Origin of the sequence: Actinosynnema sp. NPDC002837 (genome assembly GCF_040295345.1) — a bacterium.
Taxonomy (GTDB): Bacteria; Actinomycetota; Actinomycetes; order Mycobacteriales; family Pseudonocardiaceae; genus Actinosynnema.
This window is the reverse complement of the sequence record NZ_JBEOVG010000002.1, coordinates 82,899-95,714: the sequence shown is the minus strand read 5'-3', so window position 1 is coordinate 95,714 and position 12,816 is coordinate 82,899. Positions and strand designations below refer to the sequence as shown.

15 protein-coding genes are annotated in these 12,816 nt (G+C 72.6%); 8 read left to right on the top strand and 7 right to left on the bottom strand.

Annotated features, from left to right (window positions below):
• The first annotated feature begins 19 nt into the window (after nucleotides 1-19).
• A complete protein-coding gene (locus ABTZ99_RS01890) occupies nucleotides 20-799 on the top strand; it encodes a carbon-nitrogen hydrolase family protein (protein WP_498781695.1) in 780 nt (259 codons plus the stop codon).
• 113 nt (nucleotides 800-912) lie between these two features.
• The gene (locus tag ABTZ99_RS01885) at nucleotides 913-1,848 is read left to right on the top strand and encodes a DUF2382 domain-containing protein (RefSeq protein ID WP_498781697.1); all 936 of its coding nucleotides are present in this window, start codon (nucleotides 913-915) and stop codon (nucleotides 1,846-1,848) included.
• 58 nt (nucleotides 1,849-1,906) lie between these two features.
• Here the strand turns inward: ABTZ99_RS01885 and nadC are convergent, their stop codons facing one another.
• From nadC to nadA, 3 genes are read right to left on the bottom strand one after another with little or no spacing between them, the layout of a single operon-like run.
• Nucleotides 1,907-2,770 carry a carboxylating nicotinate-nucleotide diphosphorylase gene (nadC, locus tag ABTZ99_RS01880; RefSeq protein WP_498781698.1) on the bottom strand — a complete coding sequence of 288 codons (864 nt, stop codon included), beginning with the start codon at nucleotides 2,768-2,770 and terminating at the stop codon, nucleotides 1,907-1,909.
• On the bottom strand, nucleotides 2,767-4,389 hold the full coding sequence (locus tag ABTZ99_RS01875; RefSeq protein WP_498781699.1) for an L-aspartate oxidase: 1,623 nt from the start codon (nucleotides 4,387-4,389) through the stop codon (nucleotides 2,767-2,769). Before ABTZ99_RS01875 ends, nadC begins: the two co-directional genes overlap by 4 nt.
• Nucleotides 4,386-5,405, bottom strand: a complete 1,020-nt coding sequence (gene nadA, locus ABTZ99_RS01870) for a quinolinate synthase NadA (protein ID WP_498781700.1) — start codon at nucleotides 5,403-5,405, stop codon at nucleotides 4,386-4,388. The genes ABTZ99_RS01875 and nadA overlap by 4 nt, the downstream gene beginning before the upstream one ends.
• A 64-nt stretch (nucleotides 5,406-5,469) precedes the next feature.
• Between nadA and ABTZ99_RS01865 the strand changes: the two genes are divergently transcribed.
• The 5 genes from ABTZ99_RS01865 (at nucleotide 5,470) to ABTZ99_RS01845 (ending at nucleotide 9,821) form a co-directional block, all read left to right on the top strand.
• The gene (locus tag ABTZ99_RS01865) at nucleotides 5,470-6,159 is read left to right on the top strand and encodes an NUDIX hydrolase (RefSeq protein WP_498781702.1); all 690 of its coding nucleotides are present in this window, start codon (nucleotides 5,470-5,472) and stop codon (nucleotides 6,157-6,159) included.
• Nucleotides 6,156-6,836, top strand: a complete 681-nt coding sequence (locus ABTZ99_RS01860; protein WP_498781704.1) for an LON peptidase substrate-binding domain-containing protein — start codon at nucleotides 6,156-6,158, stop codon at nucleotides 6,834-6,836. Before ABTZ99_RS01865 ends, ABTZ99_RS01860 begins: the two co-directional genes overlap by 4 nt.
• Nucleotides 6,837-6,876: 40 nt before the next feature.
• Nucleotides 6,877-7,602 (top strand): type I 3-dehydroquinate dehydratase, encoded by a 726-nt coding sequence (gene aroD / locus ABTZ99_RS01855; protein ID WP_499607635.1) that lies wholly within the window; start codon nucleotides 6,877-6,879, stop codon nucleotides 7,600-7,602.
• A gap of 204 nt (nucleotides 7,603-7,806) precedes the next feature.
• Nucleotides 7,807-9,066 (top strand): MFS transporter, encoded by a 1,260-nt coding sequence (locus ABTZ99_RS01850; protein WP_498781706.1) that lies wholly within the window; start codon nucleotides 7,807-7,809, stop codon nucleotides 9,064-9,066.
• 2 nt (nucleotides 9,067-9,068) lie between these two features.
• Nucleotides 9,069-9,821 (top strand): putative hydro-lyase, encoded by a 753-nt coding sequence (locus tag ABTZ99_RS01845; RefSeq protein WP_498781782.1) that lies wholly within the window; start codon nucleotides 9,069-9,071, stop codon nucleotides 9,819-9,821.
• 12 nt (nucleotides 9,822-9,833) lie between these two features.
• Here the strand turns inward: ABTZ99_RS01845 and ABTZ99_RS01840 are convergent, their stop codons facing one another.
• The 4 genes from ABTZ99_RS01840 to bioD all read right to left on the bottom strand — a co-directional run bounded on the left by ABTZ99_RS01840 (nucleotide 9,834) and on the right by bioD (nucleotide 12,516).
• A complete protein-coding gene (locus tag ABTZ99_RS01840; RefSeq protein ID WP_498781708.1) occupies nucleotides 9,834-10,430 on the bottom strand; it encodes a DUF2567 domain-containing protein in 597 nt (198 codons plus the stop codon).
• Between the two features lie 40 nt (nucleotides 10,431-10,470).
• A complete protein-coding gene (gene bsaP / locus ABTZ99_RS01835; RefSeq protein ID WP_499607381.1) occupies nucleotides 10,471-10,659 on the bottom strand; it encodes a biotin synthase auxiliary protein BsaP in 189 nt (62 codons plus the stop codon).
• A 17-nt stretch (nucleotides 10,660-10,676) separates the two neighbouring features.
• Nucleotides 10,677-11,693: a biotin synthase BioB gene (gene bioB / locus ABTZ99_RS01830; protein ID WP_499607378.1), complete on the bottom strand. Its 1,017-nt coding sequence runs from the start codon at nucleotides 11,691-11,693 to the stop codon at nucleotides 10,677-10,679.
• Between the two features lie 106 nt (nucleotides 11,694-11,799).
• Entirely contained in the window at nucleotides 11,800-12,516 is a 717-nt protein-coding gene (bioD, locus tag ABTZ99_RS01825; RefSeq protein ID WP_498781714.1) for a dethiobiotin synthase, read from the bottom strand.
• Nucleotides 12,517-12,576: 60 nt separating this feature from the next.
• On the opposite strand from bioD, the gene ABTZ99_RS01820 reads away from it, so the two are divergent.
• Nucleotides 12,577-12,816: a glutaredoxin family protein gene (locus tag ABTZ99_RS01820; RefSeq protein WP_498781715.1), complete on the top strand. Its 240-nt coding sequence runs from the start codon at nucleotides 12,577-12,579 to the stop codon at nucleotides 12,814-12,816.

Below are 12,816 nucleotides of genomic sequence, written 5' to 3'. Positions count from 1 at the left end.
ACTACCTAGAGTGGGCCGCATGCGTGTCGCCCTCTGCCAGATCACCTCGTCCAGCGACCCGGCGGCCAACCTCGACCTGGTGCGGGCGGAAACCGCGCGCGCCGCGGCCGGCGGCGCCCGCGTGGTGGTGTTCCCCGAGGCCACGATGTGCCGGTTCGGCGTGCCCCTCGGGCCGGTGGCCGAGCCGTTGGACGGCCCGTGGGCGGGCGCCGTGCGCGCCATCGCCGACGAGCACGGCGTGGTCGTCGTGGCGGGCATGTTCACGCCGGCGCCGGACGGCCGGGTGGCGAACACCCTGCTGGTCACGGGCGGCGGCCACCACGTCGGCTACGACAAGATCCACCTGTTCGACGCGTTCGGGTTCACCGAGTCGCGCACGGTCGCGCCCGGCGACGCGCCGGTGGTCGTCGAGGTCGACGGCGTCACGTTCGGCCTGGCCACCTGCTACGACGTGCGGTTCCCGGAGCTGTTCCGGGCGTTGGCGGACCGCGGCGCGACGGCCGTGCTGGTGTGCGCGTCGTGGGGCTCGGGGCCGGGCAAGCGCGAGCAGTGGGAGCTGCTGGTGCGCGCGCGGGCGCTGGACTGCACGTCGTGGGTGCTGGCGTGCGGCCAGGCCGACCCGAAGGCCGACCACGGCGGCGCACCCACCGGTGTGGGCTACAGCACGGTCGCCTCGCCGTTGGGCGAGGTGGCCGAGCAGCTGGCGGGCGAACCCGGGATGATCATGTCCGAAGTGGACACGGAGAGTGTCACGCGGGCGAGGAATACCTTGCCCGTCCTGGCGAATCGTCGTCTCTGAATTTCTTTCGGGGGACGTTGCCTCACACGAACGGGTGGCAGCCGAATAGGTGGCCCTTGGCACCGGGAAGCCTTCCGCGGGACGTATCACGACACGCGAAGGGGACGCTGGCCATGATCAACCAGGCCGAAGTGGACCGCCTGTACGACTGCGAAGTGATCGATGAGCACGGTGAGCGCATCGGCTCGGTCAAACAGGTGTGGCTCGATGATCGGGACGGACGGCCGATGTGGGCCTCGGTGCACACCGGCTTGTTCGGCCTCAAGGAGTCGTTCGTGCCGATCCAGGACGCGACCCTGGGCAACGGTGTCGTCACCGTGCCCGTGGACAAGCAACAGGTCAAGGACGCGCCCCGGATCGACGTGTCGGACCAGCACATGTCCGACAAGCAGCAGGACGAGCTGTACGAGTACTACGGCATGATCCCGTCGCACCGCACCGGCGACCACGACCGGCTGCCGGGCGGGCGCTCGGAGACCAGGCCCATGCCCGCCGCCGGCCACACGTCCGGGCTGAGCCGCGGCGAGATGCGCGGTGGCGGGATGCCCGGCGAGACGCGTCCGGAGGGACGCGGCGTGGCGCGCGAGGAGAAGACCACGGCCGCGGGCAGGTCCGCCATGGGCCGGCCGGCCGCGGAGGACACCACCGCCGGCAAGCGCGGCCGCCACGAGGCCCGCACGGGCGACTCGGTCACCCGCTACGAGGAAGAGCTCGACGTCGGCACCCGCGACGTCGAGGCAGGCCGCGTGCGCCTGGTCAAGCACACCGTGACGGAGCAGAAGGACGTGACGGTGCCGGTGACGCACGAAGAGGTCCGCGTGGTGAGCGAGCCCGCCGAGGGCACGTCGACCGACCGCGCGTTCGTCGACGAGGAGGCCGAGGTCACCCTCCGCCGGCAGGAGCCGGTGGTGGAGAAGAAGGCCAAGGCGGTGGAGAAGGTCCGGCTGGAGAAGCAGGCCGTGACCGAGGAGCAGCACGTCCGCGGCGAGGTGCGCAAGGAACGGGTGGACGTGGAGCGCGACGACAAGACCAAGCGGCGCGACTCCTGAACAGGACGCGCCCGCGCCTGTGCCCCGGGCGCGGGCGCGTTCCCGTCCGCTCAGCGGCTCACCGCAGGTCCAGCCCCAGGTCCAGGGCCGGGGCGGAGTGCGTCAGGCCGCCGACGGCCAGGTAGTCCACGCCGGTCTCGGCGTAGGCCCTGGCCACGTCCAGCGTGAGCCCGCCGGACGCCTCCAACGCGACACCGCCCGCCCGGCGCACCGCCTCCGCGCACTCGGCGGCGGTGAAGTTGTCCAGCAGCACGAGCTCCGCGCCCTCGGCGACGGCCTCGTCCAGCTGGTCGAGCGAGTCGACCTCGACCTCGCACGCCAGGTGCGGCGCGTGGGCGCGCACCGCGGCCAACGCCGCCCGCACCGAGCCCGCGGCGCGCACGTGGTTGTCCTTGATCAGCACCGCGTCGCCGAGGCCGAGCCGGTGGTTGACGCCGCCGCCGCACCGCACCGCGTACTTCTCCAGCAGCCGCAGGCCCGGCAGGGTCTTGCGGGAGTCGCGCACGCGCGCCTTGGTGCCCGCGACCTCGTCCACCCACGCGGCGGTGAGCGTGGCGACGCCGGACAGGTGGCACAGCAGGTTCAGCGCGGTGCGCTCGGCGGTGAGCAGGCCGCGCACCGGCCCGCGCAGCACCAGCGCGGGCTCGCCGGGCACGGCCTTGTCGCCGTCCCGCCGCTCTTCGAGCACTTCCACGTCCGTGACCTGGCGGAACACCTCCAGCGCCACCGGGATGCCCGCGAGCACACCGGCCGCGCGCGGCGTCAGCTCCGCCACGGCCACCGCGTCCGCGGGCACGGTCGCCTCGGTCGTCGCGTCCGGGCCGTACCGCAGGTCTTCCGCCAACGCCGTCGCGATCACGCGCCGCGCGTCGTCCAGGTCGAGCCCGGTGCTCGCCCCGACAAGCCGGTCTTCGGCACTCATGCCACTCCCCTCGCCACCACCGGATCGGCCAGCACCGGCTGACCGGACGGGTTGAGCCGGACCACCTGACCGCGCTGCCACCGCACGTCGTCCCGCTCGGTGAAGTCGGTGCGCACGTGGCAGCCGCGCGACTCCTCGCGTTCCGCCGCCGCCGCGATCAACGCCCGCGCCGCCACGGTCAGCGCCGCGTCCTCGACCCGTTGCCGGCTGTCGAGCACGCGGTCCGCAGTGGACAGGTCCAGCACCGACCCGACCACGGCGAGGCCCTCGGCGTCACGGCCGATCGCCGCGTACCGGGACATGACCCGCTGCAACGAGTCCCGCTCGGCGACCGGCGCCGTCGGCAGCTCCGCCACGACCGACGCCGACGGGCGGGCCAGCACGCCGAGCGCCAGGTCCGCCGCGACCGCCTCGGCCGCCCGCGTGCCGACGACCAGGCCTTCGAGCAGGCTGTTGGACGCCAGCCGGTTCGCGCCGTGCAGCCCGGTGCGGGCCACCTCGCCCGCCGCGTACAGGCCGGTCACGCCCGTCCGCCCGGACACGTCGGACACCACGCCGCCGCACGCGAAGTGCGCCGCGGGCGTCACCGGGATCGGCTCGGCCGCCGGGTCGACCCCCGCCGCGAGGCAGGCCGCGTGCACGGTCGGGAACCGGCGCGCGAAGTCGGAGATGCCCGTGGCGTCGAGGAACACGTGGTCGTCGACGCCGCCGGGGGCGCCCGCCAGGTGCCGGGTGATCGCCGCGGCCACCACGTCGCGCGGCGCGAGGTCCGCCAACGGGTGCACGCCCCGCATGACCCGTGCGCCGGTCGCGTCGACCAGCACCGCGCCCTCGCCGCGCACCGCCTCGGTGACCAGCGGGCAGCGGCCACGCGCGCCGCGCCCGGTGTAGAGCACGGTCGGGTGGAACTGGACGAACTCGACGTCCGCCGCCACCGCGCCCGCGCGCAGCGCCAGCGCGAGGCCGTCGCCGGTGGCCACCTCCGGGTTGGACGTGGCCTGGTAGAGCTGGCCGAGGCCGCCGCTGGCCAGCAGCACGGCGGGCGCCCCGAGCACGCCGGGCACGCCGTTGCCGTCCAGCACCAGCAGGCCGCACACCTGGCCGAGCGGCGTGCGCACCGCGTCCACCGCGACGTGGTTCTCCAGCACCGGCACCCGTCCGTCGGACGCCGCCGCCAACAACGCGCGCTCCACCTCCGCGCCGGTCGCGTCACCGCCCGCGTGCACCACCCGGAACGCGCTGTGCCCGCCCTCCCGCGTGCGGGCCAGGCCACCGGTCGGCGCGGCGTCGAACACCGCGCCCCGCTCCCGCAACCGCGCCACCGCGGCCGGTCCGCCGGCGATGATCGCCTCGACCGCGGCCTCGTCGCACAGCCCGGCGCCAGCGACCAGCGTGTCGCGGACGTGCGCGTCCACCGTGTCGCCCTCGTCGTGCTCGCCGGGCAGCACGACGGCCACGCCGCCCTGCGCCCACCGGGTGTTGCCGTCCTCGCCGGCGGCCTTCGTCACCACGAGGACTCGGAGTCCCAGCTCACGCGCGCGCAGCGCCGCCGTCAGACCGGCCACGCCCGTGCCGACCACCAGGAGGTCGGCGCGGGCCTCCCACAACGGGGTGTTCATTCGCCGCCGCCGGGCTGCCCGATCTCGATCATGCGCTGCACCGCGCCCTGGGCCCGCTTCGCGGTCTCCAGGTCCACGTGCACCTCGTCCTTGTTCTCCCGCAGGCCCCGCAGCAGGGCGGCCGGGGTGATCATCTTCATGTACCGGCACGACGCCCGGTCGTTCACCGCGCGGAAGTCGATCTCCGGCGCGGCCCGGCGCAGCTGGTGCAGCATGCCGATCTCGGTGGCCACCAGCACCGACTTCGCGCTGGTCTCACGGGCGGCGGTGATCATGTCGCCGGTCGAGAGGATCTTCACCTTCTCGGCCGGCACGGTGCCCTCGCCCGCGAGGTAGAGCGCCGACGTGGCGCACCCGCACTCGGGGTGGATGAACAGGTCGGCGTCCGGGTTCGCCGCCGCGCGCTCGGCCAGCTCCGGGCCGTTGATGCCCGCGTGCACGTGGCACTCGCCTGCCCAGATGTGCAGGTTCTCCCGGCCGGTCTCGCGCTTGACGTGCGCGCCGAGGAACTGGTCCGGCAGGAACAGCACCTCCCGGTCGGCCGGGATCGACCTCACCACGTCCACCGCGTTCGACGAGGTGCAGCAGATGTCGGTCTCCGCCTTCACCTCGGCCGTGGTGTTGACGTAGGAGACGACGATCGCGCCGGGGTGCTCGGCCTTCCACGCGCGCAGCTGCTCGCCGGTGATCGAGTCGGCCAGCGAGCAGCCCGCCCGCTCGTCCGGGATCAGCACGGTCTTGTGCGGCGCGAGGATCTTGGCGGTCTCGGCCATGAAGTGCACACCGCAGAACACGATGGTGGACGCGTCGCTCGCGGCCGCGATGCGGCTGAGCGCCAGCGAGTCACCGGTGTGGTGGGCGATGTCCTGGATCTCGGGCAGCTGGTAGTTGTGCGCGAGGATGACCGCGTCCCGCTCGCGGGCCAGCTCCAGCACCTCGTCACGCCAGGCGGCGTCCGGCGCGATGCCGTCGTAGGCGCCGTCCGAGGTTCGCTCCACGTAGGCGGTAGCGACCATGGGTTCCTCCCTTGAGCCAGGTTTTCGCCTAACGGTCGAAAACGTGGCCGATAGTATCAGCCGAGTGGGACTGGCGGGACATGAGGTGCTGGCCGCGGTGCTCCAGGTGAGAGCCGGATCACTCCAGGTCATGCTGTGGGAGCGCGCTCGGGAACCGCACGCTCACCGCTGGTCACTGCCCGGTGGCGGGCTCGGCGACGACGAGGACGTCGAGGCTTCGATCCGCCGTCAGCTGGCGGAAAAAGTCGATGTGCGACAGTTGTCACACGTCGAGCAGCTGGCCGTGTTCAGCAACCCGTCGCGGGTGCCGGGGCCCCGGGTGGTGGCGACCGCGTTCCTCGGCCTGGTCCCGTCGCACATCGACCCCGTGGTGCCGTCGGACACGACGTGGCACCCGGTGGACGCGCTGCCCGCGACCGCGTTCGACCACGAGGCGATCTGCCGCCGCGCCCGCAACCGGCTCGCGTCGAAGCTGTCGTACACGAACCTGGGGTTCGCGCTGGCCCCGCCGGAGTTCACCATCTCCGCGCTGCGGTCGCTGTACTCGGCGGCCCTGGGCTACAAGGTGTCGGCGACCAACCTGCAACGCGTGCTGGCGCGGCGGGGGCTGCTGGAGCCGACCGGCGGGACCGTGCAGCCGGGGCCGTCCGGCGGCAGGCCGGCGGCGCTGTTCCGGTTCGTGTCGGGGGAAATGCGGATCACGGACCCGTTCGCCGTGCTGCGGCCACCGTCCGCCCGTAGCTTGGGTTCGTGACGACGACCCTCCCGCTGTTCCCGCTGGGCACCGTGCTGCTGCCCGGGGCGTCGCTGCCGCTGCACGTGTTCGAGCCGAGGTACCGCCAGCTGACCGTCGACCTGGTGACGGGCGCGGTGCCGGAGCGGACGTTCGGCGTGGTGTCGATCAAGCAGGGGTGGGAGGTCGGCGCGGAGAACGTCGAGGCGCTGTCCGACATCGGCTGCACGGCGGTGCTGGAGGAGGCGCGACGGCTGCCGGACGGGCGGTACGACCTGACCACGAAGGGCGGTCGGCGGTTCCGGCTGCTCGACGTGGACGAGGACAGCGCGCCGTACCTGGTCGCGTCGGTGCAGTGGCTGCCGGACACCGCGGCGCCGCCGGAGGTCGAGGCCGTGCTGCCGCTGTTGGCGGAGAGCGCGCGGGCGGCGCACGGCCGGTACCGGCAGGCGGCGTACCAGGCGGTGGGGCGTCGGCCGCCCGGTCCGGACACGGCGTTGGCCGACCTGGCGTACGCGTTGGCCGGCGACTGCCTGCTGACGTTCGAGGACCGGCAGCGGCTGCTGGAGGAGACCTCGCCCGCCCGGCGGCTGCGGATGGTGCGGAAAGTGCTGCACCGCGAGGCGGGCATTCTGGACGCGTTGAGCGCCGTGCCCGCGCCGTTGTCGGAATTGGGCCAACTACCTCATCGCAACTGACCCGTCAAGCGGGCGGTGTAGGATACCGCGGGTGAATACCATGCGTGCGCTGCTCGGGCTCGACCTCCCGTTGATCGCGGTCAGCTTCGCCGACGACGACAGCGCGCGGGCGGCGGCGGAAGCGCGTTCCCTCGGGGTCGACGTGGCCGAATTGCGCATCGACCGGTTCTCGCGGACCGAGGTCGGGCACGTGCTCGACCAGGTGCGCGCGTTCGACGGGCTGCCCGTGCTGGCGACCGTGCGCTCGGCGGCGGAGGGCGGCGGGTGGAGCGGTTCCGAGGAGGCCCGGCTCGAGCTGTTCCGCGAGGTCGCGCCGCTGGTGGACGCGGTGGACGTGGAGCTGTCGTCGCGGGAGGTCGTGGCTGACGTGATCGCCGCCGCGCACGCGCACGACGCGGTGGCGATCGTGTCGTTCCACGATTTCGACCGCACGCCCGACATCGGTGAACTCGAAAACACCGTGCGTGCCGCGAAGGACGCCGGTGCGGATATCGTGAAGATTTCCACGATGGCGAACACCGGTGCCGACGTGAAGAAGTTGGCTTCTTTGTTGGTGAATTCCGGGGACGACACGGAAATGATCGTGATCGCCATGGGCGAGATCGGCACCGCGTCCCGCATCTTCTTCCCCGCGCTCGGTTCGCGGTTGACCTACACGTTCATCGGGCACCAGCCGACGTCGGGCCAACTCGATTACGCCGAGACGTCCCGGCTCGTCCGGCAGTTCTACCCGGGGTACGACCGGAGGGGCGCCGTCGACGCCTGAGCGTTCGACTCGGAGGTCCGGACGTAGGGCACGGCCGTCCTGAACGTGGGACACGCACGACGCGGGGGGACGACTCGCGCGGGCGTGCGGGAGTGTGCACTCACCGTGGGGTGTTGATTCGTCCTATTGCCCTCTAGTGGGATTGTTCAACAATCCCCTACGGTGTGGGCCACGGCACACCCTCACGGCTGCGAGGTGACCCACATGAGCACCACAGACGTAGACACGACCAAGGACGGCCCGTTCGCCTGGTTCCACACCCTGGGCCGCAACGGCAAGCGGGCGTTCGTCGGCGCGTTCGGCGGCTTCGGCCTGGACGCCTACGACTTCCAGGTCCTGCCCCTGAGCCTGTTCGCCATCACCGCCTACTTCGGCCTCACCACGGGCCAAGCGGGCCTGCTCAACACCGTCACCCTGGTCGTCTCCGCCCTCGGCGGCGCGATCGCGGGCATCCTCGCGGACCGGATCGGCCGCGTCCGCACCCTGATGATCACGGTCGTCACCTACGCCGTCTTCACGGTGCTGTGCGGCTTCGCCACCAGCTACGAGATGCTGATGGTGTTCCGCGCCCTGCAAGGCCTCGGCTTCGGCGGCGAGTGGGCCGCGGGCGCCATCCTCGTCGCCGAGTACTGCAAGCCGCAGTACCGGGGCCGGACGGTGGCGTTCATCCAGAGCTCGTGGGCCGTCGGCTGGGGCCTGAGCGTCATCGTCTACACCGCCGTGTTCAGCTTCCTGCCCCAGGACCTGGCCTGGCGGGTGCTGTTCTGGACCGGCGCGATCCCCGCGATCCTGGTCTTCTACGTCCGCCGCAACGTCAAGGACGCGCCGCGGGCCGAGCAGGCGTTGCGGACCAGCCCGGCCAAGGGCAGCTTCAAGGCCGTGTTCCGGGGCAGCCTCGGCCGCACCACGGTGTTCGCCGCGATCCTCGCCACCGGCGTCCAGGGCGGCTACTACACCCTGGCCGGCTGGGTGCCGACGTTCCTCAAGACCGAACGCGGCCTCAGCGTGGTCGGCACCGGCGGGTACCTGGCGCTGCTCATCAGCGGCGCGTTCGCGGGCTACGTCACCGGCGGCTACCTGACCGACCTGCTGGGCCGCAAGCGCACGTTCGCCCTGTTCGCCGTGCTCAGCGCCATCCTCATCGTGCTGTTCACCAACATCCCGCCGGGCGCCAACGGCCTGATCCTGCTGGTCACGTTCCCGCTCGGGTTCACCACGTCGGCGATCTTCAGCGGGTTCGGCTCGTTCCTCGCCGAGCTGTACCCGACCGAGCTGCGCGGCACCGGCCAGGGCTTCACCTACAACTTCGGCCGCGCGGTCGGCGCGTTCTTCCCCGCCCTGGTGGGCTTCCTGGCGCAGGGCATGGGCGTCGGCGGCGCGATGATCTTCGGCGCGATCGCCTACGGCATCGCCGTCCTCGCCCTGCTCGGCCTCCCCGAGACGAAAGGAGTCGAACTGCGATGACGATGACACCGGAACAGGTGCGCCGGGGGCACCAGGGGCCGACGGCCGGGCTCGCGGACGGCTACGCGCAGGCCAACCTCATCGCGGTCCCCGAGGACTGGGCCTACGACGTGCTGCTGTTCACCCAGCGCAACCCCAGGCCGTGCCCGGTCCTCGACGTCACCGACCGGGGCAGCACCACGACGTTCCTCGCGGGCAACGCCGACCTGATGCGCGACGTGCCCCGCTACCGGATCTGGGAGCACGGCGACCTGGTCGACGAGCCGACCGACGCCTCCCGCTACTGGCGCGACGACCTCGTCGCGTTCCTCATCGGGTGCAGCTTCACGTTCGAGTCCGCGCTCAAGCAGGCCGACGTCCCGCTGCGGCACGTCGAGCAGCGGCGCAACGTGCCGATGTACGTGACCGACCGCGAGTGCCGCCCCGCGGGCCGGCTGCACGGGCCGATGGTGGTCTCGATGCGCTACATCCCGGCCGACCTGGTCGACACCGCGAAGCGGGTCACCGCCCGGATGCCCGCCGTCCACGGCGCGCCGGTGCACGTGGGCGACCCGGGCGCGCTCGGCATCGACGACCTGGACCAGCCGGACTTCGGCGACCGCACCGAGCCGCACGAGGGCGACGTGCCGGTGTTCTGGGCCTGCGGCGTGACGCCGCAGGCGGCCGTGATGGCGTCCAAACCGCCGTTCGCGATCACCCACGCGCCGGGGCACATGTTCGTCACCGACGTGCCCGACCTGGCCTACCAGCTCTAGGCCCGGCCGGCGCTAGCCGAGCCGGCGGCCGAGGTCGTCCAGACCGTTCCACGCGGCCAGGCAGCCGTACGCCAGCGCCGTGCCCAAGGGCCACGCCAGCAAGCCCCACCACGTCTCCAGCACCGGGGCCAGGGCGATCACGTCACCCACCGCGGGCGCGGCGTCGACGGCGTACCGGCTGCCCGCCGCGCCGATCCCGGTCAGCTGGGCGAGGTAGGCCGCCACGAGCGCGCCGAGCGTGGCGGCGAGCATCACCACCGGGCCGCGGCGCTCCCGCAGCAGCCACACCGCGATGCCCGTGACCAGCCCGGCGGCCAGCCCGATCAGCACGAACAGCATCAGCCCGTCGAGCCGGTGGTAGCTCTCGCCGGTCACCGGGATCAGCGAGCCGTCCTGCTGCGCCACCACGTTCTGCGGCGGCGCGAGCCTCGCCCACAGCCACCCCGCGGGCAGCCCGAACAGCGAGATCACGGACAGCACGGAGAACGAGGGCAGCAGGTCGCGCTTCACCACGACCCGCGGCCGTCGGACCACGTAGTAGTACTCGAACGCCGGCGCGGGTGGCACCCGAACGGGCGTCGCCCGCTCGTCCACCGGTTGCTCCGCCACCCGACGACCTCCCTGCACCCGTGACCAGATGCAGGGCAGGTTACCGCGCGGAGGTGATCTCGCCGTGGCGGCTGCACGTGGCCGTCCACCCGGCGGGTGTCACCTGCACGACCATCCGGCGCGCGCACTCCGCGCAGAACCGCGGCGGATCGATCACACCCAGCCGCGACGCGCACGCGGAGTGGTCGGCCTCCGCGCTCGCCTTGCCGCAGAATCCGCAGTACGCCACAGCACCCAGCCCGCTCGTCACAGGGTCTTGCTCAGTTCCTTGATCGGCATGGACAGCTCGGTCAGCATGTCGAGGTCCTGCTGGGCAGGCCGGCCGAGGTTGGTCAGGTAGTTGCCGACGATGATCGCGTTGACGCCGCCGAGCATGCCCTGCTTGGCGCCGAGGTCGCCGAAGGTCAGCTCACGGCCGCCGGCGAAGCGCAGGATCGTGCGCGGCAGGGCGAGCCGGAACGCGCCCACGGTCCGCAGCGCCTCGGGGCCCTCGACCACCGGGTAGTTCTCGTACGGGGTGCCCGGGTTGGGGATCAGGAAGTTGAGCGGCACCTCGTCGGGCTCCAGCTCCGCCAGCTGCACGGCGAACTCGGCGCGCTGCTCCAGCGTCTCCCCCATGCCGATGATGCCGCCGCAGCAGACCTCCATGCCGGCCGTGCGGATCATCTTCAGCGTGTCCCAGCGCTCCTCCCACGAGTGCGTGGTGACCACGTTCGGGAAGTGGGAGCGGGCGGTCTCCAGGTTGTGGTTGTAGCGGTGGACGCCCATGTCCACCAGCTCGTCCACCTGCTCCTGCGTGAGCATGCCGAGCGAGCACGCGATCTGGATGTCGTTGCCGTCCTCGCGGATGGCCTTGATGCCGTCGCGCACCTGCGAGAGCAGCCGCTTGTCCGGCCCGCGCACGGCGGCGACGATGCAGAACTCGGACGCGCCGGTCTCCGCGGTCTGCCGGGCCGCGCGCACCAGGCCGGGGATGTCCAGCCACGCCGAGCGCACCGGCGAGGGGAACTGACCGGACTGCGAGCAGAAGTGGCAGTCCTCGGGGCAGCCGCCGGTCTTGAGCGACACGATGCCCTCGACCTCGACCTCCGGGCCGCACCAGCGCATCCGCACCTCGTGCGCCAGCTCCAGCAGCTCCGGGATGCGCTCGTCGGGCAGTCGGAGGACTTCGAGCACCTGTTCCTCGGTCAGCCCGACCCCCCGCTCCAGCACCTGCTCGCGGGCAACGCCGAGGACATCGACCTGTTCAGGGGCTGCGGTCACAACGTCTCCTCGTCATCCGGCGGTGGTCCGCCGTGCAGTCTGCCGCACGGAACCCCGCCCGCCCGAGCGACGTGCGTCACTGGTTCGTTCCACCACGGGCGGGCCGTCAGCAGGTGTGCGGCGCGGCGAACTTCTCCGGGTCGAACGTACCGCCGAACCACGGCGACAGGCCTTCCCTCGCCCGGTCCGCGAACTCGGACCGGCCCAGCGCCGCCATGCCGTCGGGCAGCACGCCCAGCAGCGGCGCGCCCGCCGCCTCGGGCAGGTCGACCAGGTTCGTGCGGGCGGCCAGGTCGGGCACGGCGGGCCAGCGGCCCACCACCACGCCGACCGACTCCAGGCCTCGGCGCAGCAGGGCCTCGGCGGTCAGCGCGGTCATGTTCAACGTGCCCAGGCCCGGGTGCGCGACGATGAGCACCGGCGCGTTGAGCGCCCACGCCGCGTCGGCGATGGTCGAGCCCGCGTCGTCGAAGCGGACCAGCAGCCCGCCCGCGCCCTCCACCAGCACGAGGTCGTGCGTCTCGTCCAGCGCCACGGCCGCCGAGGCGACCTCGCTGGGGTGCAACGCGGGCCGCCCGGAGCGGCGCGCGGCCGTGGCCGGTGCCAGCGGTTCCGGGTAGCGGCGCAGTTCACGGGTGGTGACGGAGCCGGCGAGGCGGGCCACCTCGGCGAGGTCGCCGGGCTCGCCGTCGGCGACACCGGTCTGCGCGGGCTTGAGCACGGCGACCCGTCGACCGTCGGCCGCGGCCAGGGCCGCCAGGGCGGCGACGACCACGGTCTTGCCGACCTCGGTGCCGGTGCCGGTGATCACGAGGACGCTCACGGCGACTCACCCTAGGCCTATACGGAGCGTTGTGGTCCTCCGCGTTCTACAGTCACCGCTATGAGTGAGATCGTTCTCTACGGGGCGAACTGGTGCGGCGACTGCCGGCGGGCCAAGGCGTGGCTGCGGGAGCACGAAGTGCCGTTCACCGACATCGACGTCGAGCAGGACGACGCGGCCCGCGACCGCGCGATCGAGCTCGCCGGCGGGCGCAAGAACATCCCGGTCATCGCGCTGCCGGACGGTCGCGTCCTGGTGGAGCCGACGAACACCGAGCTGGCCGCAGCGGTCGACGGCTGA